This is a genomic window from Streptomyces sp. NPDC002889, from assembly GCF_042888425.1.
In the GTDB taxonomy this organism is placed as follows: domain Bacteria; phylum Actinomycetota; class Actinomycetes; order Streptomycetales; family Streptomycetaceae; genus Streptomyces.
In genome coordinates this window covers 117,694-137,216 of sequence record NZ_JBIAPT010000021.1, presented here as the reverse complement: position 1 = coordinate 137,216, position 19,523 = coordinate 117,694, and the positions used below count along the sequence as shown (strand labels likewise).

The window sequence follows — 19,523 nt, the reverse complement described above, 5'->3', positions numbered from 1 at the left end:
GGGGCCGATCCGCGACCCCGCGCCCGCTCCTAGCGTGGAGACATGACCACGCCAGTCTGTACGAGCGCTTCGAAGGCCGCCGCGCCGGTGCCGTCGTACACGTCCTATCCGTCGTTCTCGTCGTATGTACGGGTGCGGGGGCCCGTACTGCTGCGTACCGCACGGTCGCTCACCGCGAACCCGAGCGACGCCGAGGACCTGCTGCAGACCGCGCTCACCAAGACGTTCGTCGCGTGGGAGCGGATCGAGGACCACCGGGCGCTGGACGGCTATGTCCGCCGGGCCCTGATGAACACGCGCACCTCACAGTGGCGCAAGCGCAAGGTGGACGAGTTCGCCTGTGACGACCTGCCGGAGCCGGAGACGGCACCTGCACCCGACCCGGCCGAGCAGCAGGTGCTGCACGACGCGATGTGGCGTGCGGTGATGAGGCTGCCGGACCGGCAGCGGGCGATGGTGGTGCTGCGCTACTACGAGGATCTCAGCGAGGCCCAGACCGCGGACGTGCTCGGGGTCTCGATCGGCACGGTCAAGAGCGCGGTGTCCCGGGCACTCCGCAAACTCCGTGAGGATCCGGAGCTCACCCCGGTCCGATGACCTCATGGGGCGCACGGGGGCGTAAACGGGGGCATGCGCGGGGCGAGTGCGGTTCTGTGCCGAGATGTGTGCGGTGGTGCGCGGTGATGTGCCGGGATTTGATTACTTCCGGGTAGTGACATACCGCGCGGTATGTGCGCAGAATCTTCCCACCCTTAATGCCATGTAGCGCTAGCGCCCACCGGGAGGACGCCGTGCTGAGCACCATGCAGGACGTACCGCTGACTGTGACCCGCATTCTTCATCATGGGATGACGATCCACGGGAAGTCCCAGATCACCACCTGGACAGGTGAGCCCGAGCCGCAGCGCCGTACGTTCGCAGAGGCCGGCCGCCGGGCCACCCAGCTGGCCAACGCCCTGCGCGACGAGCTGGGCATCGACGGCGACCAGCGCGTCGCCACCCTCATGTGGAACAACGCCGAGCACGTCGAGGCGTACTTCGCGATCCCTTCCATGGGCGCTGTGCTCCACACCCTCAACCTGCGGCTGCCCGCCGAACAGCTGGTGTGGATCGTGAACCACGCCGTGGACCGGGCCGTGATCGTCAACGGCTCCCTGCTTCCCCTGCTCGCCCCGCTCCTGCCGCATCTGCCGACGATCGAGCACATCGTGGTCTCCGGCCCCGGCGACCGTTCACTGCTCGCCGACACCGAGGCGCAGGTGCACGAGTACGAGGAACTGATCGCGGGCCGCCCGACCACGTTCGACTGGCCCGAGCTGGACGAGCGCACCGCGGCGGCCATGTGTTACACCTCCGGCACCACCGGTGACCCCAAGGGTGTCGTCTACTCCCACCGCTCCATCTACCTGCACTCCATGCAGGTCAACATGGCCGAGTCGATGGGTCTGACCGACAAGGACACGACTCTCGTGGTCGTCCCGCAGTTCCATGTGAACGCCTGGGGCCTGCCGCACGCCACGTTCATGACCGGCATCAACATGCTGATGCCGGACCGCTTCCTGCAGCCCGGTCCGCTCGCCGAGATGATCGAGCGCGAGAGGCCCGAGCACGCCGCCGCCGTCCCCACCATCTGGCAGGGCCTGCTCGCCGAGGTGACCGCGAACCCCCGCGACCTGTCCTCCATGAAGCAGGTCACCATCGGTGGCGCGGCCTGCCCGCCCTCCCTGATGGAGGCGTACGACAAGCTCGGCGTACGGCTGTGCCACGCCTGGGGCATGACCGAGACCTCCCCGCTCGGCACGATGGCCCACCCGCCGGCCGGACTGAGCGCCGAGGAGGAGTGGCCGTACCGCATCACCCAGGGCCGTTTCCCGGCGGGCGTCGAGGCCCGGCTCGTCGGACCCGGCGGCGAGATCCTGCCCTGGGACGGCGAGTCAGCGGGTGAGCTGGAGGTCCTCGGCAACTGGATCGCGGGCGCGTACTACGGCGGCGCGGGCGGCGAGGACTTCCGGCCGGAGGACAAGTTCAGCGCGGACGGCTGGCTCAAGACCGGCGATGTCGGCGTGATCAGCCCCGATGGCTTTCTGACGCTGACCGACCGGGCCAAGGACGTCATCAAGTCCGGCGGTGAGTGGATCTCCAGCGTCGACCTGGAGAACGCCCTGATGGCCCACCCCGAGGTCGCCGAGGCCGCGGTCGTCGCCGTCCCGGACGAGAAGTGGGGCGAGCGCCCGCTGGCGACGGTCGTACTGAAGGAGGGATCCACCGCGGACTACGCGTCGCTCAAGGCGTTCCTCGGCGAGAAGATCGCCAAGTGGCAGCTGCCGGAGCGGTGGGCACTGATCCCTGCCGTGCCGAAGACGAGCGTGGGCAAGTTCGACAAGAAGGTGATCCGCCGGCAGTACGCGGCGGGTGAGCTGGACGTCACCCTGATGTAGCCGATGTAGCCGATGCAGCAGAGGTAAGGAGAGGGCCGGCGGTGGTGACCGCCGGCCCTTTCGCGTCAGTTGCGCGCCGTCAGTTGGTGCCGATCTTCGCCAGCAGATCGACGATACGGGCCTGGACCTCGTCGCTCGTGGACCGCTCCGCGAGGAAGAGCACCGTCTCCCCCGACGACAGCCGGGGCAGTTCCTGCTGGTTCAGTCCCGCCGAGGTGTAGACGACCAGCGGAGTGCGGTTCAGCTGGCCGTTCGCACGCAGCCAGTCGATGATCCCGGCGCGCCGGCGGCGTACCTGCATCAGGTCCATCACCACCAGGTTCGGTCGCATCTGGGTGGCCAGCGTGACCGCGTCGGCATCGGCGCCCGCGCGGGCCACCTGCATCCCGCGCCGCTCCAGCGTGGCCGTCAGCGCGAGCGCGATCTCCTCCTGCTCCTCGATCAGCAGCACACGCGAGGGGTGCTGCTCGCTGTCGCGCGGGGCCAGAGCCTTGAGCAGTACGGCCGGATCGGCGCCGTACGCGGCCTCCCGCGTCGCCTGCCCGAGCCCTGCGGTCACCAGCACCGGCACCTCGGCGGCCACCGCCGCCTGACGCAGCGACTGGAGCGCGGTCCGGGTGATCGGACCGGTCAGGGGGTCGACGAAGAGCGCCGCCGGGAACGCGGCGATCTGTGCGTCGACCTCCTCACGCGAGTGCACGACGACCGGACGGTAGCCGCGGTCGCTGAGCGCCTGCTGCGTGGAGATGTCCGGCGCGGGCCAGACCAGCAGCCTGCGCGGATTGTCCAGCGGCTCCGGGGGCAGTTCGTCGTCGACGGGCTGCGGCTGGGGCCGGTTGGCCACCTCGACCGCACCGCCCGGGCCGTCCAGTGGCTGCGGCCCCTCGGCGCCCTCGTCCGGTGCGCCTATCGCGTAGGCACGGCCCTCGCTACGGGCGTCCGCACGGTCTGCGGGCAGCCGCGTTCCCCCCTGCGTCGCCGGTCCCCCCTGAGTCGGCGGGACGGCCGCCGAAGCCGGGGCCGGGGCGGATACCGGCCCCGTCCCCGCGGGCGGCTCCGGGGTCGGGTTCGGGGCGGCCTGGGGCTGCGGATGCGGGCGCGCGGCGGGGTCGGTCCGCTCCCCGCCCGGCGGCGTGGCCAGCTTGCGGCGGCGGCCGGAGCCGAGCGTCTGCGACTGGGTCTGGTTCTGCTGCTGGGCGATGTGCTGTGCGAACGGCACCCCTTGGCCGAGCGTGCGCACGCTGAACGCCCGCCCCTGCGTGGAGTCCTTGGCGACCGGCTCCTCGGCGGGCAGCGGCTGCGCCACCCGCGGCGCGGCCGGGCGCGCCGGCTCGGCGGCAGGCAACGGCAGGGGCAGCGGCAGCGGTACGGAGCCGGTCCCACCGGCCTGCTGGGGCGCGGCGGGAGCGGAGCCGGGGGCACCGGGGCCGCCGGGGACGGCCGGGCCGGTGCTCTCGTCGGTGGTCGTCGCGTGCTGGTCGGCCGGGACGAGGCCCGAGCCGGCGTGCGTCCCGGCGCTCGCACCGGTATCAGGGCTGCCCGCCGGGCTGCCTGTCAGGCGGCCGTCCGGAGCGAGTGCGGGCCGGCCGCCGCCCGAAGTGCCCTCCCGGACCAGGGCGGCCTCGCCGTGGGTCGTCGGACCGGCCGGCATCGGCATCGCGGCCGGTACTCCCTCTGCCTGCTCGGGCAGCGGCGTCGCCGGCAGAGCCTCCGTGCGGGCGCGCCTGCGGCCCGTCGGTGCGGGGTGCGGCTGCGGCGGTGTGTGGTGCTGGGTGCCCGGCTCGGTGACCACGGGGTCATGACGGTCGGGCAGGGAGGCGTCCGCCGCCTCCGCAGGCGCCGCGACCCGGTCGGCCTCGGCCGGCGGCAGCGCGAACACGGCGCGCCCGACTCCCTCCGCCCGGGCGGCCTCCGCCCTGTCGGCCGGCGCGGACGCCAGGGCCCGCCGGGTCCGCCGCCCGGTCGTCGGAGCATCGGACCCCGGCGCGGACATCGGCGAGGGCACAGGCACGGAAGGGGCAGAAGGAGCGGATGGAGCGGATGTCAGCGCCGGCAGCCCGCTCTCGACAGCCCGCCGGGCCCGCCGTCCCGCCGGAGCGACTCCCAGACCGTGTGCGTCGACCGGCACACCCTGCGGCGGTACGGTCTCGCCGAGCGCGGGGCGTCCGCTCGCGCCCTCCGCGGCCGTCACCACCGCGCCTTCGGCGGGCTGTACGGCAGCTGCGGCAGCCGCGACGGCCGGTAGGTTCTCGGCAGGGCTGGGCCGGCCTCGTCGCCGTCCGGTCCCGCCGCTGCGACCGTTGCTGCCTTCACCCGAGTCCTGGGCCGGGATGAGGTCCTGCTGCTCCGCCTGGGTCGCCCGGCGCCGTCCGGTCGGCTGGGCGGCCACCGGGTCCTCCATGGCGACGGGGCTCTCCAGGAACGCGTCCGTGGAAGCCCGCCTGGCCCGCCGCCGCCCGCCGCTGCCGGACGTCACCGGGGCAGGCTCGGACGACTGCTGCGCGGGCAGTGAGGGCGCCGGCACCTCTGCGACGGGAGGCGGGGGCACGGTCCCCGAGCCCTCACCGAGCGGCACCTCCAGAACGTACGCGCTGCCGCTCATCCCCGGCACCTCGTGCGTCTGCAGCACCCCGCCGTGGGCCTGCACGATCCCGCGCACGATCGGCTCGTGCACCGGGTCTCCCCCGGCGAACGGTCCCCGCACCTCGATCCGTACGACCTCACCGCGCTGCGCCGCGGCGACCACGACCGTCGAGTCCACATAGCCGCCGCCCGGCACGACCCTGGCCTTGCCCGTCGAGTCGATCCCGGCCACGTCCGCAACCAGATGCGCGAGCGCCGTCGCCAGCCGGGCCCCGTCGACCTCTGCCTCTATCGGAGGCGCGTGCACGGCGAACTGGGCCCGCCCGGGGCCGATCAGCTCGACCGCGCCCTCGACACCCGCCGCGACGATCTCGTCGAGCATCACCTTGGTCTTGGCGAGTTCCTCCGCGCCGGTGTGGAGCCGCTGGAAGCCGAGGACATTGTCGACAAGTGTCGTCATCCGGGCATAACCGGCGGCGAGATGGTGCAGGATCTGGTTGGCCTCGGGCCACAGCTGGCCGGCCGGGTCGGCGGCCAGGGTGCCCAGCTCGGTGCGCAGTTCCTCGAGCGGCCCGCGCAGCGACTCGCCGAGCACGGCGGTCAGCTGGGCATGCCGGGCGGCCAGCTGGGTGTACTGCTCCTCACGCGCCTCGAGTTCGGCGGCGTACCGTTCGGCCCTGTCGGCGAGCTCGGCATCGTACTGCTCGGACTTCTCCGCCAGCTCCGCGGTGAGCCGCTTCGCCGTGTCCTCGACCTCCGCCGTGAGGCGATCGGTCGTCTCGGCCAGCTCGGCCGCGTGCTTCTCCGCCAGCTCCTCGAACGGGCGCCGGTCGGTGAACGTCATCACGGCGCCGACGAGCTGGTCACCGTCGCGTACCGGGGCGGTCGTCAGGTCGACGGCGACCTTGGAGCCGCTCTTCGTCCACAGCACCTGCCCGCGCACCCGGTGCTTGCGGCCGGACTTGAGGGTGTCCGCGAGCGGCGACCCCTCGTACGGGAACGGCTCGCCGTCCGCACGCGAGTGCAGGATCAGCGGATGCAGCTCCTGCCCGCCGAGGTCGCTGGCCCGGAAGCCGAGGATCTGCGCGGCCGCCGGGTTGACCAGGACGACCCGCCCGTCGGTGTCGGTGCCCACGACCCCTTCGGACGCTGCCCGCAGGATCATCTCGGTCTGCCGCTGCGAACGCGCCAGCTCCGCTTCCGTGTCCACAGTCCCCGACAGGTCCCGCACGACCAGCATCAGCAACTCGTCGCCGGTGTATCCGCTGTACGAGTCGTACGCCTCGCGCCCGTCCTCCAGGCTCGCGCTGGTCACCTCGACCGGGAACTCGCTGCCGTCCGTACGCCGCGCGATCATCCGCGTCGGCTTGGTCCGCCCGCGCTCGTCGGCGGCGTCGGGCCGGCGCATCGAGCCGGGGATCAGCCGGGAGTCGAAGTCGGGCACCAGGTCGAGCAGCCCGCGGCCGACAAGAGCCGTGCCGGGCGTCTCGAAGAGTTCGAGCGCGATGGTGTTGGCGTTGACGACCGTGCCGTTGGCGTTGACGAGGACGAGCCCGTCCGGGAGGGCGTCGAGTATGGCTGCGAGGCGAGCAGCGCCTCGGGATGGCCTGCTGCTCACGACGACGGTTCCTCCCTGACCTACTGCGTATTGCGGACGGCCGATCCCATCTTGCCCCTCGGGACCCGACCTGTCACTGCAGCGAGTCTAAGCGCAGCAGCTACGCCGGTGGCGGCGGATGAGGGGGAGCTCTCACCAAGGTTGTGTGCACAAGGCGTACGCCTGCGGCCTATGACCTGGTGTTCGGCAGTACGGGCTCCAGGGACTTCCAGCGCGAGATTTCGCATCCGTTGGCCCGGCTGAACGAGGCATCCACGTGTCGCCCCTGCCACGTTCCGGTGATCCGGGCGTTGGCCGGCCCGCCGGACTGCTGGGTGCACATCTGGCGCTCGGGCACCGGTGCGAAGGGGTCGCGCCCCTCCCGCGCCAGCTGGTCGAGGCGCGCGCACGCGGACTGCGCCGACGGATGGCTGCCGCCCGCGGGCCCGCACTCCAGCTCGTACGTTCCGTCCGTCCGGGGGTTCCCCGTCGCGGCCACGACCAGCGTCAGTCTGTCCGGCACCCGGCCGTCCAGCACCGGCTCTAGGGGCAGCGGCAGCGGAGACCCGGCGGCCGCCGCCGGCGCGGCGCCGGTCAGCGCGGCGGCGGACACGATGGCGGTGAGGACGAGGTGGCGCAGCATGGAAGCTCCTGAAGAGTCACGGGTCCGTCTGGGGCCGCGTGGGCCCCGGTATCCCTAACGCTCCTCGAGCCGCGGCGTTGCGCAACCGCAGATGCTTTGCTCTGCGCCCCGGGGTCCTAGTACCGTGGACAGCGATTGGTGACAGCCCGCTGGGCTGTGTCATCATCTGCACGCACCACTCGCGTCCGCGCGGGTGTGTCTGGAGGCGTCGCCTAGTCCGGTCTATGGCGCCGCACTGCTAATGCGGTTTGGGTCTTAAAGCCCATCGAGGGTTCAAATCCCTCCGCCTCCGCCCTATGACCAGGGAGTTCAGCCGAATCGGGCTGGGCTCCCTGAGTCGCTTTCTGAGCCACTTTCAGCCCCCAGATGGCACGCTGTTGGCACCAACCGCCGAAAGGCGATTCTGGCGCGGGATGAACGCCGCGATCCTCCGCGTCGCGTCCGCTGCCATCTCCTCGGCAACGACCGCGTACACGTCCATCGTGAACGCCACGGATGCGTGGCCGAGGATCTCGCTGACGAACTTGATCGGCACACCGGCCGCGAGGAGCATCGTCGCCGCACCGTGACGCAAATCATGGAAGCGGATCGGGGGGAGCGGCATCGTCAACGCCACGCGCACCGCGTACTCCGTCGTGCGGTACTTCCGCGCGATCCGTTCGGCGCTCCATTCGTCCTCGAAGTGCCGCGCCCGGATGTTCCCGTACCGCTCGATCAGGATCCGGAACCGGCTCGAGAGATACTCCGGCTTCATCGCTGAGCCATCTTCGTAGCAGAACACCCGACCCGCATCCTGGTACGCCTCGCCCCACTGCAGCCGCTCCTCGAGCTTCCGCTTGTGCCAGGCCTTGAGGACGCGGACCGTCTCGTCGTCGAGCGGGATCTGTCGGTACCCGGCCTCGGTCTTCGTGTCGTCGAGTTCGTCATCCGACTGCGCCTGGAGGACGTGCAGCCGGCGCCGGGCAAGGCTGAGGTCTTGCTCTTCCGCACCGACCAGCTCGCCGCGGCGCGGCCCGTAGTAGGCGTCCAGATGGAACGCCGGGTACATGCGTTCCTCGGAGGCTTCGGCGAAGTCGAGGAAGGCGCCGCACTGGTCGGACGACCAGACCATCACCTTCGCCGGGACGAGCCCGCTCTTCTCCCACTGCTCGACACGCTCGACCGTCCACAGAAGAGGCTTCGCTCGGCCCTGCTTCCTCTTCCCGCCCTTCGACCGCCAGACCCCGTCAGCGGGGTTGTCCGGCCGGATCTTCGACAGCTTCACGATGTCCGTGAGCGCGCCGTGCAGCACCGCATGGACGCGCCGGATCCTCGACTCCGAGATTGGCCGGCTGTGCAGCCGCTTGCCATCTCGAGTCGCGCGCACCTCCTGCAGGCGGCGCAGGATCTCCGTGCGCTCCTCGCGCTCCTCGGGTCGGTTGATCTTCCGCATGGCAGCGTACAGCTCGCGGATGTGTTCGTCGTTCAGGTCGACGACCCTGATGTGGCCGAGGCCGGGCTTCAGGTACAGGTCGATGGCCTCGCGCTCGGCATCGAGCGTGCTCTTCTTCAGTCCCTCGCCGGTCTCGGCCTCGGAAGTCCGCCAGGTGTAGCGGCGTTCGAGGTACTGGCCGAGCGTGGTCTTCCGCTCGTCGAGGGCCTTGGGGTTCGCCGCCTGGCCGAGCATCTTGCCGAGCTCCTGCTTGCACTCGCGCTCGGTGTCGTACGGGCCGATGCGGGGCTGCCGCCGCTTCCCGTCCGCGGACTTCGGAGCCTCGTACCTGGCGTACCAGCCGCCGTGTCCCTTCTTGCCGAGGTCCGGGCACTGCTTGCCGAGGAGCCGCTTGGTCGCGGCGTCGCGGCACGAGCACGCTTTGTATGGCTTCATGACTGACCCTCCCCTGACTCATCGGGCTTGATCGGCTCCATGGGGATGCTCGAGATCATCCATTGCAGGAGCTGGTCGCTGCGCCCTCGCGGCATCCATCGGACCGTCATGTTCGGGTCCGCCTCCCACGCAGTCGGCACGGGGATGCCGAACGGGTCTCCGGGGTCGCCGAGGTGATCGGGCACGTAGGCGTCGCCCCGGATCCAGGCGCGGGCCGGCCCGGCCTGCGTGTGCACCTCCGGGGTGATGCTGTACGGCTCGCTACTGGTCAGGTCTCCAGGTACCAGCAGGTCGACAGGCGGTACACCGAGTGCGTAGGCCAACGCGAGCAGGTCGTCCACGTCCACTCGTCGTTCGCCGCGCTCGATACGGCGCAGGCCGAGGACGGGGATTGGCCGGCCCACGCTGTCGAGCCGTTCGGAAAGCTCGACGTAGGTGATCCGCTGCCCCTCCCTGATGCGCTTGATGTTCTGCCGGAGCGTCTCGCCGGCTGGCCCTAGGGAGCTCTTCGGTTTCTCTGCCACGTCCAGAAGCGTGGCATCAAAATGATGCGTGCACAAGCTGCACTCGATGCGCTTGACGCACAATCCTGAATGGGTGCACGATGGATCTCGTGAAGGATCATTCTGATCGCTCAAGTGATGCCATCTGCACTGTCCGGGTGCAGATCCCGAACCCTGACGAGTGCCCCACGATCTCCGTGCCGCTCGCGGCGCGCATCGCTGGCGTGGCGCGCCGAACCGGGTACGCCGCGGCGCAGCGGGGCGAATGGCCCGTCGTCCGCACCGGCCGAGCGGTCCGCGTCCGGACCCGCCAGTTCCTCGCACAGTGCGGATTCACTGAGGGGGCCCAGTGACTGCCGTCTGGACGCGCGATGCGATTGAGGCCCTCGGTCCGACGACCGACGTTCCTACGACGGCCGCGATCTTCGACGTCGACAAGGACACCGTCTACGCCCAGATCCGGCGCAACGAGTGGACGGCCACCCGCGTGCTTCGGCTCGGCCGGAAGATCCGCATTCCCACTCGCGACCTGATCGCACTTCTGTACGCCCCGGAGGCGGCTGCGGTGCCCGCTCAGCGCGCAAACCCGGCCGTGCCATCACAGTGCCAACACGCCGAATTCTCACAGGTCACACCCATGGAATCGCAGTCTCAATGCGGTTGCAGGGTTGGGGAATCGGTCGTGATCCACCCCCTTCCGGGCGCATGAGACGACCCCTCTCGCGCCGGCATTAGCGGTGCCGACGAGAGAGGGGCCCGACGCCCGCCAATGACGAAGCCCCGGCTCAACCGCCAAGCAGATCCGGGGCCACGTCTTCTCGAACCAAGAGGAGGACGTATGTCCACCATGATGCCGTACTTCCTGCGCAGGCCCACAGAGGCCGCCGCGCTCCGTCGTACGCCGGACCGGCCGATGCCGAGCGCTTCCACGGAGCAGCTGCGCGGAAGGCTCTGCCGCGCGATCGCTGTCGCCGACGGATGCGGAACGCTGCTGCTGGCCCACCGGATCGCGAGGGCTGGCCGGTGAGGCGCCGCCACGGGTACCGGTCCCGTAGCGCTGGGGTTCGACGCACGTCCCGTAAAGCCGCGCTCTACGACCCGGCTGCTCCGGCCCGAAACCGGGTGCGCGCCGCGCTTCGCGCGGTCCGGCTTATGAGGGCCGTGGGATGAGCACCCGTACCAGCAACGAGCGCCCGCGGCTGGCCTACACCAGGCCCGGCCCGACCGTGCGCGGAGTCACCCGGCTCAGCCTGCCCACCCTGTACGGAGCCGTCTACATGCCGGGGCCCACGCAGCAGTACGGCGGCATCCTCCCGTACCCGCGCGGCACCGTGCTGCGCATCGACATCGGGGATGCCCGCGGCTGCACCGACGAAGTGGCTGCCCTCATCGTCGGCGCTCTCCTCGACTGCGCGGAGATCGAGGTCATCGGCACCGACCCGGATGGCGTCGCGCAGACCTGCACTGAATTCGACAGGGCCATCACCAGGGCGATCGTCCGGAGAAGCGCCGCATGCTGACCACCGTTCCCCCGCCGCCGTTCCCGCCCTCGCGCGGGGCCGGCAGCATGCCCGATGGAGCGCACAACGTGACTCAACCCGACGACGGTGCGGCCAGCATGACGCCCCTCGAAGGCGCCCTGTGGCTTGCAAAGCACCAGTTCGTGGCGTTTACCGCGGACCACCCCGGGCTGGACCAGTGCGCCGGCATCGGGCGCAGACACGATCCGGCGACGTGCACAGACCGCGGCAAGCATCCTGCGGAGCAGTTCACGAAAGCGCGCCTGCGCGACGAGAGCCAGCTGCGCGACATGTTCGGCCGCCAGCTCCGCAACGTCGCCGTCTTCGTGGGAGCTTGCCGCGGTCCCGAGGGGCAGCAGCTGCTCGCCATGGACAGTGACCGTCCCGGAGCCCTCGAGGACGTCGCTGCCGCGCTCGGTCACCCGCACACACCGACGATGCGGGTGTTCACCGCGAAGGGCCACCACGATTTCTACTGGGCACCTGCCGATGCCCAACTCGGCAACGGACTCGGCGCGCTGAAGGGCAAGTTCGATGGGGACGTACGCGCTGGCAATGCGTACGTCATCGGTCCCGGCTCCGTGCACGCCACCGGGGTTATCTACACGCTCGAAGACCCCGAACAGCCGCCTGTGTCCGCTCCGGAATGGCTGCTCGAAGCACTGCAGACGCGCGCCTCGGCCCGGGTCGCCCCGGCGACGAGCATCACCATCCCCGCGGACCGCCACGACGCGTACACCCGCAAGGTCGTCCAGAGCGAGTGCGACGCCATCACCAGCGCCCCGGACGGAGACCAGAACAACACGATCAATGCGGCGGCGTTCAGCCTCGGCACCCTCGTTGGCGCCCGAGCCCTGAGCGAAGCCGAGGCCCGTGAGCACCTGCTCGCCGCGGCCCGCGCCGGCAACCACCCTGAAGGCCGAGCGCTGGCCACGATTGAGTCGGGGCTCCGCGCAGGGATGGCGCAGCCCCGGCCCCCGGTATCCCGCTCCTCCCAGGGCTACAACGGGGCGGACTACGCGGCGCTCATCGCTCACAGCACCGAACCGAGCGAGCCGAAGGTGGAGCCAGAAACGGACGCGCAGCCTGTCCCCGGCCTGATTCCTGAAGAGGTCTACGCTGCGCGCCCCGAGCTGCGGCACATCCGCCAAGCCGGGCACTCGCGGAACCGATCCGGGGACGTCGCCCTGCTGGCCGTGCTGACCCGGCTGTCGGGCATCGTCTCGCACCGTATCCGTGCCGATACCGGGGTCGCCGGATTCGCCTCGCTCAACCTGTTCGGCGGGATCATCGGCCCATCTGGCATCGGCAAGTCCACCGGTGTAGAGGTCGCCGACCGCCTCATGCCCGCACCCTCAAGGCTGGACTTTCGCGACGGGCTGCCCATCGGCTCCGGCGAGGGGCTGGCCGAGATCTTTATGGACACCGTTGAGGAAGAGACCGGCGAGATCCGCAAGGGGCGAGGCGGCACTGAGACGCCTGTGACGCAGAAGGTCCGCAAGCAGGTACGGCACAACGCGTTCTTCTACGTCGACGAGGGCGCCACTCTCACCCGGCTGATGAAGGAACGCTCCGGGTCCACGCTGGGTGAGACTCTCCGCAGCGCAGCCGTGGGCCAGACCCTGGGGCAGACCAACGCCAGCAAGGACACCAGCCGTTACATCCCCAGCGGCTCCTACAGCCTCGGTCTGCTCGTCGGCTTTCAACCGGAGACGGTCGCCCCGCTGTTCGAGGAAGTCGCCGAGGGCACACCGCAGCGCTTCCTGTGGGTGCAGGTCATCGACCCGTCCATCCCCGACGAACAGCCCTCGTGGCCGGGCGAGCTGACCGCGTGGCGCCAGGCGGCCACCGTTCCGGCCGGCGACGAGGCGAGCGGCTTCGTCCTCGTCACCTTCGAGGAGGCCATCAAGGCGGAGCTGCGTGCAGCTGACCTTGCCAAGGCTCGGGGGCAGGCGCCCGTCGACGATCGGAACCCCTTCGACTCGCAGGCCCCGGTCATGCGCGTCAAGGTCGCCTCTCTGCTGGCCATTCTCGCCGGACGACGGCATGTGAATGCCGAGGACTGGCGCCTTGCCCTCCTGCTCTGGGACGCCTCTTGCGCGACCCGGGACGGGGTCCTGCGCTACAGCGAGGCCCAGCGTCGCGCGGAGCAGGAGAAGCGCACCACGGCGCGCATCGAGGAAGAGGTGCGTGTCGACCATGCGAAGCGGCTCGCCGAGGACGCGCGCACAGACAGGGCCGTCGAGCGGATCGCCATCCGCCTCGCTGTGCTGGTCTGGGACAAGGGGCCCCAGACCCGCAAGGCGGTACGCGACCGGACTGCCGGGCGGGACAAGAAGTACCTGCCCGACGCCTTCGCCTACGCGGCGCTCCGCGAGTGGGTCATCGAGGCCGACGGGAAGTTCACTCCAGGCCCTGTCCCCCCGTCGTGAGGGGGGACAAGGGGGGACGGGGGACACCGTTTGTCCCCCCCTCTCTCCCGGAAACACCCCCGATTGGTTTCTTTGTCAACTATTGCAGGCGCAAGTAGCTCCGTGACCTGCGTAAATAAAAATCAAGATCACTAATTATTCGACTCGCGTAGCGCGCGAGAGAGAGGGGGACAAACGGTGTCCCCCCTGTCCCCCTGTCCCCCCGAACGGAGCAACCGTGGCCACGAAGACTCACCTCACCCCCGACGAGCACGCCGACATGGGTCGCACCCTCGCCGCGATCCGCGACGAACTCATCCACCGCCACGTCCGGCTGGACAACGCCTACCCCCGGACCGGCGCTCCCGGCCTCCCCGCCCGGAAGCTCGCCGCCGCGGCCCGCGCCCTCGACGAAGCACGCAGCACTCTCGACAGCGCCCTGTTCCGCGAGTACCCGGACACGGCCGAGACCACCGTCTATTACCCCCACCCCGAGGACCGGCCCCCTATCCCCGACGTACTTCGGCGCCGCGGTAGCCGGCCGTCCTCCGTAGTCGATGCCGTGCCCTGCCCGGCCTGCTCTGCAGAGTCCTCGTACTTTCGCGAGATGGACCGCTACGTGCACAGCGATGGCAGCGAGAACCGGTCGTGCTGGCTCGCCATCTCCCGCGGCGAAGCGCCTGTCGGCCTCAACGTGCGTGCCGCCGCATGGCAGGCCGAGGCCGCGCACTCCGAGCACCTCGCGGCTCGGGGGCGTCGATGAGTCCCAGCCTCAGCGTTCCTCGGGAGCCCAGTTGTACGACGTCCCTTCCTTCCTCGACGACGCGGCCGCGCCCCTGCCCTGCCGCGCCGACCCGGAATTGTTCTTCGCCGAGGACAAGACGAGCCGCGAGGACGCAGCCCGTATCTGCCAGGGCTGCCCGTTCCGTGGCCCCTGCGCCGCGTACGCCCTCGAGCGGCCCCAACTCCGGGGCGTGTGGGGCGGGCTGTCGCGGTGGCGTCGCAGCCAGCTGCGCGGCTGACGGGGTGCGTAAGCAGCAGGGGGCCGGCCGGTGACCCGGGCAACTGCTCTCGCCCATCGCGCACGGCTCCTGGAGACCGCCGGCCTTGGGCTGTTGTCGGCAGCGGCCGGGGTGCTGCACCTGGCCGCGGGGCTCGCTGTTGGGGGCGTGTCGCTGCTGGTGCTGGCGTGGCTGCTCGAGCCGGATGACGGGCCCCGGTGAGTCCGGATGGTCCTTCCCCAAGGAAACCTTATGGATAGTCCGGAAGGCATAAGGCTTCCTTATGGCCCCCGTTGGTCGGGGTGCGTTGGCCCAACCACCCCCGTTTCAGCCTCCGGACCGCAGCCGCTGAAGAGCCGGTTCACACCCACCTCGATCCGAAAGAAGGACCTCATGACCACTGCACTTCTCACCGAGCAGGCCGTGACCGAAGCCGAGGAAGCCGCACGGCTGGCCGAGGAAGAGCGCCTCGCAGCCCAGCGCGCATACGCCAGGCACTCCGCCTCCCCTTCCAACTATTCGGAGCTCAACCGGGCTGCTGACGCAGCGCAGCAGGCTGCAGATCGCGCCCGCGCGCTGCGCGCTGTGTTCGACGAGCAGCAGGCCGAGCGAGAGCAGCGCGCCGCCCTGCTGCGGGACACCACGCAGAAGCTGGCGCCCGTGTCCAAGCGGCTCGCGAACTCCCGCGACGCGGCAGTGCAGGCCCTCGCCGAGGCGCAGCAGGCGATGGCCCGCGCCCTGGCTGTAGTTGTCGACCATGACCAGCTCGTTCGGGACACGGCGGCCGGGCTCAAGGGGGGCGGCTGGCGGCTGGCGGACGGGGAGTCGACCGGTTGCGACATCGGCGGTGCGCTGCATCTGGCCGGTGAGCGGTGGTGCCCGGTTGACGGGCCGAGTCTGCTCGCGTCGGTGCTCGGTGCGCAGGTGGCTGCGATGGGCTCGAGGCATCCGCTGGGGCGGCAGGTCTGGCCGTCGTACGGCGGGGTGAGTCCGGACGGTCGGGCGGATCTCCTTGCGCGCCTCAAGGCCGTGACGTGCTGAAGCGGAAGATTCCTACAAAGGTTGGGCTCCTGAATTGGCCCATTCATACAAGGCTTTCCGGGACCATATGAGTGGGCCAATTGCCCATGGAACGGCAGGTGACCGCATGACTCGCGACGTGACCGTCTTGGTGGCAGCACGCCCCCTGTATTTCCACGGCGGCGTGCCGGGGCTGAAGCCTGGTGACGTACTACTGCCGCCGGCCGTCACCGGTGCCTGCAACACCATGCCGGAGTTTGTCACCGACGCCGAAGCTGAGGAGGCGCCTTGGCTTCGGCGCAGCGATCTCGTGTATTGCAGTATCGAACTGGGCGTGGCCGTTGCGTGTGCTGCGGTCTACCCGAATGGCGCGGTCTATCGCGTCCGGCCGCACCAGCCGACACCCGACCCGGACAATCCGCGCTTGCACGTCTGTGGGCCGATGGCCACGGTGCTCGAGGTGGAGTTCCCTGTGGTGTGGCTCTGGGAGCAGGATTACCTCTTGGAGAGGGTGCGGTGGGCGCGTGCGAATGACTGCATGAATGTGCAGGACCGAAAGATTCTTTGGGCTATGCAGCACGCCGGCCTGGGTTCGGGGATGAGGAAGTCCCGGCCTGTCAGGGACGGTTGGCAGACCGGGGCGGCTTGTGGTGGTCAGCCGCCACCCCCACCGCCGCTGGTGTTGTCCGGCCCGTAGTCGGTCTGTCGGCCCGGTTCCGAGCCTGGCCCCCATTCGCTGTACCAGACGAGCCATGCCCCCAAGAGCAAGACGATGACAGCAGCGATCAGCGATATCCACGCCCCGACTCCCATGCGCCGGAATGTACCCGCAACTGGTTGCCGCCGGACACGAAAGAGCCCCGGCCTGTCCGCGACGGGGGACGCAGACAGGCCGGGGCGGCTGGGTGTCTGTGGCCGATCGGCGGCGGCCACAGACGGGAGTCAGCGGGGCGGCCGCGGGCAGTCGGCCTCGTGTACGACGAGGTTCGCGCCCGCTCCGGACGCCGAGAACTTGTCCAGCTCGACGTACTCCTCGCCCGGGTGGATCGGCTGCTGGCAGCGGGCACAGATCATGAGGTGACCGCCTTCGGGTTGCCGTCGGCGGGGACCACGCGCAGGAACGCGGTGGTGATCTCACGGTAGCTGGGGTGGCTGGTACGGCCGGCGTGCGCGAGCGCCTGCGTGTCAGTGTCCAGCTGGCGCACGCTGGGCTGGGACTGCCATCCACACGTGGTGCATTCGACCTGCCGGATCGGCGGCGAGGCGCCCTCTTCGCGGTCGGGGCCGATTGTCCAGTCGGCCAGCTTGATGACGGTGCGCGGTCCCATCCGCTACTCACCCCGGTTCGGTCGAAGTCAGGTCTCGGACCAGGGTGTTGGCGGCCCATGCGAAGAAGGGGCCGGATTCCGGCCCCTCGTTCGCGCGTTCGACGTCAGGCGGCGAGCAGCCCTAGCTCCGTCGCCAGGGTCGCGGCCCGCTGCCGGCGCTCCGGGCTCTTCGCCTCGACTTCCTCGAGCACGATGCGGCGGGCGTAGCCGTTGTAGCGGATGGTCTCCGGTGCTGCCTTGTGTGCTTTCTCCAGCGTGGCCAGTGCGGTCTCGGCCTGGCCATCGAGCTGGTAGGCGCGGGCCTCCTCGATGCGGTGCCGTGCCAGGCGCGGCCGGGACGGGATCGTGAGCGTGTCCGCGGCCACCGCCTGGCGCACACTCTCACCGCCGGCACGGAGCTCGACGGCGACAGTGACGGCATGGGCGCCCATGATGGCGCGCGAGAACGAGGTGACCGGGTGGTAGTAGCTGCCGGGCAGGCGCGCGGCGATCCTGTTGGCCTTGTCCCACCACCCCCAAGCGGTGCCGTTCTCGCCGCGCCGGGCGGCCGTGTATCCGGCCTCGAACTGCAGGGCGCCGGTGATGGCGAGCACGGTGTCGCTGGCGTCGGGCAGCAGCGGCTCGAGGTAGCGCAGGGCCTCGAGGTTCACCGCGTCCGCGGCGTCGAAGTGGCCGGGGCCGGAGTCGCGGTGGGCCTGTGCAGCCAGCCACGCCGCCACGCCGATGGCGTGCGGGTCCTCGGAGTCCTGGGCGGCGACCATGCCGCGCTCGGCGACGCGCCACAGCAGGGCGCTGTCCGGCTGGTAGGCGACGAAGAACTGGGCGAGTGAGTACACCTCGCTGAGGATCGCCTGTGCCGCGCGCCGGTCTGCTGCGGTGTCGGCCTGGCGGACGGTGAGCTGCGCGTCGCGGATCAGCTCGGGCAGCAACTCGCCGACGACCTCGCGGTGGTTGGGTGCCTTGTGGCGGGCGGACCAGGCGCGGGCGAGCCGGTGCTGCAGGTGCGCGGCCGGCGGCGCTTCTCGGTCCTGCCCGAGAGGGAAGGCGTCCACGGCCGCCTTGACCGCGCCGAGCCTCGGGTGGCCGGGGCCGATGAACAGGTCGGCGGGCATGGACTGGTCGCCGGTGAGGTCAGCCAGGTCCCGCACGCGCAGGGCCTCGGCGATGCGGAGGATCATCGACAGCTTCGGCATGTGCATCTGCCCCGACTCGACCTTCTTCACCCACGACGGGGACACACCGAGGAGCCCGGCGAGGACGGGCCGGCTCATGCCCCGCTTCTCGCGGAGGATCTGCATTCTCTGTCCGAACGCCAGTGGGTTGGCGTATGGGTCCGGGGTAGCATCGACAGGCACGGCCTTGCCCCTCTCCTTGCAGCTTCGTCACTGTCAGGGTATGGGGCAGGGCCTTTTCTCGTGAGCCCCCTGGGGAATGACGAAGGCGCCCCCTGCCCGATCCCGAGGGACCAGGCAGGGGGCGCCGTCTTCTCGCTACCTAGCGGGCAACTAGTCCCCGCTGATGCTGCCGTTGATCGAGCCGTCGTCGTAGTAGTCGAGGGTGTCCCGGTCCTTCTTGTCCATGTCTTTGAGCGCCTGCTTCATGGCCCAGTGCGCCAGGACGAGGTCGTAATCCTTCTGGCTGAGGTCCTCGCACTCCTTGGGCCGGTTGGTCTTCGTCGACTCGTCGTTGATGGCGCCCTGGCAGTCCTCAACGCTGTACGAGCTGCAGCCTGTGACGACAAGGAGCAGTGCGGCAGCGACGGCAGCTGCAGCTGCGGTGGTGCGGGTGCGCATGGTCCCCCCAAGGACGTTGCGTGACGGGAGGGGACAGCATGGCGGACCCTGGCGCAGCTACGGGCGGGTACGGCGAAGGCCCCGACCCGGGGGCGGGGGAGTCACCTCCAGGGGCACGACGCGTGCCGGGCGCCCCAAGGGCGCCGGAGGCTACTCCCCCAGACCGGTTCATGACCCGAGCCGTAGCACCTCCTGAGCGGCCAGGGGCGGGAGGAGGAGTCACCCCCTATGCGGGGGACACGAGGGCTTGCGGGCATCCCCCGGTCGTGAACCAGGTGGCTAGAAAGCCACCGATGAGAGCCTGACCGATCGCGAACGTGGTGATCGCAGACACGGCAAGCAGTAGACAGACCGCCACCCTGGATAGGTCTCCCGAGACCCAACTACCGTCTCGCAAAGTTGCGATCTTCGCAGAAAGCCGCTCATCCTCGTTGCCGCTCGCCCCTAGTAGTTGATCGATGCGAAGCACGGCCTTCGTACGAACGGCATCGGCGTTGGCCCACTCCTCGGGCATATCTGGTAGGTCGGCCGCCGCAGCGCCCTCTGCTACCCGTTCGGCGTTGGCATAGACGTATTCGCGCAGCCACTTGAGCGCGCCCGCATCCGTCACTTGCAGCCAAGACGACTGCAGGCTCTCGCCAAGGTCGGCAAGAGCCTGCATCTCATCGGGCTGCACATCTGTGCTCTTCAGGTGATGCGTCCATAGCTCATCGAGGGTCAGGACATTCAACGCGCCTGCGACCCACCCCTGAGCGATAGCGTCATCGTGGACAGTGCCCATTCTCGGTCTCCCGCCTTCGTTCCCTGTGAACAGGGAAC

General features: G+C 70.1%; 20 protein-coding genes and 1 tRNA gene. 12 read left to right on the top strand and 9 right to left on the bottom strand.

Annotated features, from left to right (window positions below):
* The first annotated feature begins 42 nt into the window (after window positions 1-42).
* On the top strand, window positions 43-597 hold the full coding sequence (locus ACFYWI_RS28575; RefSeq protein WP_389237924.1) for a SigE family RNA polymerase sigma factor: 555 nt from the start codon (window positions 43-45) through the stop codon (window positions 595-597).
* A 194-nt stretch (window positions 598-791) separates the two neighbouring features.
* Entirely contained in the window at window positions 792-2,438 is a 1,647-nt protein-coding gene (locus tag ACFYWI_RS28570) for a long-chain fatty acid--CoA ligase (protein ID WP_389237922.1), read from the top strand.
* 79 nt (window positions 2,439-2,517) lie between these two features.
* On the opposite strand, the gene ACFYWI_RS28565 is transcribed toward ACFYWI_RS28570, so the two are convergent.
* Both ACFYWI_RS28565 and ACFYWI_RS28560 read right to left on the bottom strand, forming a co-directional pair.
* Entirely contained in the window at window positions 2,518-6,639 is a 4,122-nt protein-coding gene (locus ACFYWI_RS28565; protein WP_389237920.1) for a PAS domain-containing protein, read from the bottom strand.
* 169 nt (window positions 6,640-6,808) lie between these two features.
* On the bottom strand, window positions 6,809-7,261 hold the full coding sequence (locus ACFYWI_RS28560) for an SSI family serine proteinase inhibitor (RefSeq protein WP_389237918.1): 453 nt from the start codon (window positions 7,259-7,261) through the stop codon (window positions 6,809-6,811).
* 201 nt (window positions 7,262-7,462) lie between these two features.
* On the opposite strand from ACFYWI_RS28560, the gene ACFYWI_RS28555 reads away from it, so the two are divergent.
* Window positions 7,463-7,553: transfer RNA gene (locus ACFYWI_RS28555), tRNA-Ser, on the top strand.
* 63 nt (window positions 7,554-7,616) lie between these two features.
* Here the strand turns inward: ACFYWI_RS28555 and ACFYWI_RS28550 are convergent.
* Both ACFYWI_RS28550 and ACFYWI_RS28545 read right to left on the bottom strand, forming a co-directional pair.
* Window positions 7,617-9,128 carry a tyrosine-type recombinase/integrase gene (locus ACFYWI_RS28550; RefSeq protein ID WP_389237916.1) on the bottom strand — a complete coding sequence of 504 codons (1,512 nt, stop codon included), beginning with the start codon at window positions 9,126-9,128 and terminating at the stop codon, window positions 7,617-7,619.
* Window positions 9,125-9,652, bottom strand: coding sequence for a helix-turn-helix domain-containing protein (locus ACFYWI_RS28545; RefSeq protein ID WP_389237914.1), 528 nt, complete (start codon window positions 9,650-9,652; stop codon window positions 9,125-9,127). Before ACFYWI_RS28545 ends, ACFYWI_RS28550 begins: the two co-directional genes overlap by 4 nt.
* A gap of 328 nt (window positions 9,653-9,980) precedes the next feature.
* On the opposite strand from ACFYWI_RS28545, the gene ACFYWI_RS28540 reads away from it, so the two are divergent.
* The 9 genes from ACFYWI_RS28540 to ACFYWI_RS28500 all read left to right on the top strand — a co-directional run bounded on the left by ACFYWI_RS28540 (window position 9,981) and on the right by ACFYWI_RS28500 (window position 16,280).
* Entirely contained in the window at window positions 9,981-10,340 is a 360-nt protein-coding gene (locus ACFYWI_RS28540; protein WP_389237912.1) for a helix-turn-helix domain-containing protein, read from the top strand.
* 129 nt (window positions 10,341-10,469) lie between these two features.
* Window positions 10,470-10,658, top strand: a complete 189-nt coding sequence (locus ACFYWI_RS28535) for a hypothetical protein (RefSeq protein WP_389237910.1) — start codon at window positions 10,470-10,472, stop codon at window positions 10,656-10,658.
* Between the two features lie 139 nt (window positions 10,659-10,797).
* On the top strand, window positions 10,798-11,151 hold the full coding sequence (locus ACFYWI_RS28530; RefSeq protein ID WP_389237908.1) for a hypothetical protein: 354 nt from the start codon (window positions 10,798-10,800) through the stop codon (window positions 11,149-11,151).
* Window positions 11,152-11,219: 68 nt separating this feature from the next.
* The gene (locus ACFYWI_RS28525; RefSeq protein WP_389237906.1) at window positions 11,220-13,583 is read left to right on the top strand and encodes a bifunctional DNA primase/polymerase; all 2,364 of its coding nucleotides are present in this window, start codon (window positions 11,220-11,222) and stop codon (window positions 13,581-13,583) included.
* Between the two features lie 217 nt (window positions 13,584-13,800).
* On the top strand, window positions 13,801-14,325 hold the full coding sequence (locus tag ACFYWI_RS28520) for a hypothetical protein (protein WP_389237904.1): 525 nt from the start codon (window positions 13,801-13,803) through the stop codon (window positions 14,323-14,325).
* Between the two features lie 31 nt (window positions 14,326-14,356).
* On the top strand, window positions 14,357-14,584 hold the full coding sequence (locus ACFYWI_RS28515; protein WP_389237902.1) for a WhiB family transcriptional regulator: 228 nt from the start codon (window positions 14,357-14,359) through the stop codon (window positions 14,582-14,584).
* A 30-nt stretch (window positions 14,585-14,614) separates the two neighbouring features.
* Window positions 14,615-14,785, top strand: a complete 171-nt coding sequence (locus ACFYWI_RS28510) for a hypothetical protein (protein ID WP_389237900.1) — start codon at window positions 14,615-14,617, stop codon at window positions 14,783-14,785.
* Window positions 14,786-14,956: 171 nt separating this feature from the next.
* Window positions 14,957-15,604 carry a hypothetical protein gene (locus ACFYWI_RS28505; protein ID WP_389237898.1) on the top strand — a complete coding sequence of 216 codons (648 nt, stop codon included), beginning with the start codon at window positions 14,957-14,959 and terminating at the stop codon, window positions 15,602-15,604.
* Between the two features lie 106 nt (window positions 15,605-15,710).
* Entirely contained in the window at window positions 15,711-16,280 is a 570-nt protein-coding gene (locus tag ACFYWI_RS28500) for a hypothetical protein (RefSeq protein WP_389237896.1), read from the top strand.
* Between the two features lie 245 nt (window positions 16,281-16,525).
* Here ACFYWI_RS28500 and ACFYWI_RS28495 read toward each other — a convergent pair whose 3' ends face one another.
* The 5 genes from ACFYWI_RS28495 to ACFYWI_RS28475 form a co-directional block, all read right to left on the bottom strand.
* Entirely contained in the window at window positions 16,526-16,657 is a 132-nt protein-coding gene (locus ACFYWI_RS28495; protein WP_389237894.1) for a hypothetical protein, read from the bottom strand.
* Complete coding sequence (locus ACFYWI_RS28490; protein ID WP_389237892.1) at window positions 16,654-16,911, bottom strand: hypothetical protein; 258 nt, start codon at window positions 16,909-16,911, stop codon at window positions 16,654-16,656. Before ACFYWI_RS28490 ends, ACFYWI_RS28495 begins: the two co-directional genes overlap by 4 nt.
* Before the next feature lie 104 nt (window positions 16,912-17,015).
* Window positions 17,016-18,266: a helix-turn-helix domain-containing protein gene (locus ACFYWI_RS28485; RefSeq protein WP_389237890.1), complete on the bottom strand. Its 1,251-nt coding sequence runs from the start codon at window positions 18,264-18,266 to the stop codon at window positions 17,016-17,018.
* Window positions 18,267-18,416: 150 nt separating this feature from the next.
* Window positions 18,417-18,704: a hypothetical protein gene (locus ACFYWI_RS28480; RefSeq protein ID WP_389237888.1), complete on the bottom strand. Its 288-nt coding sequence runs from the start codon at window positions 18,702-18,704 to the stop codon at window positions 18,417-18,419.
* 226 nt (window positions 18,705-18,930) lie between these two features.
* Window positions 18,931-19,485, bottom strand: a complete 555-nt coding sequence (locus ACFYWI_RS28475; protein ID WP_389237886.1) for a hypothetical protein — start codon at window positions 19,483-19,485, stop codon at window positions 18,931-18,933.
* Window positions 19,486-19,523: the final 38 nt, after the last annotated feature.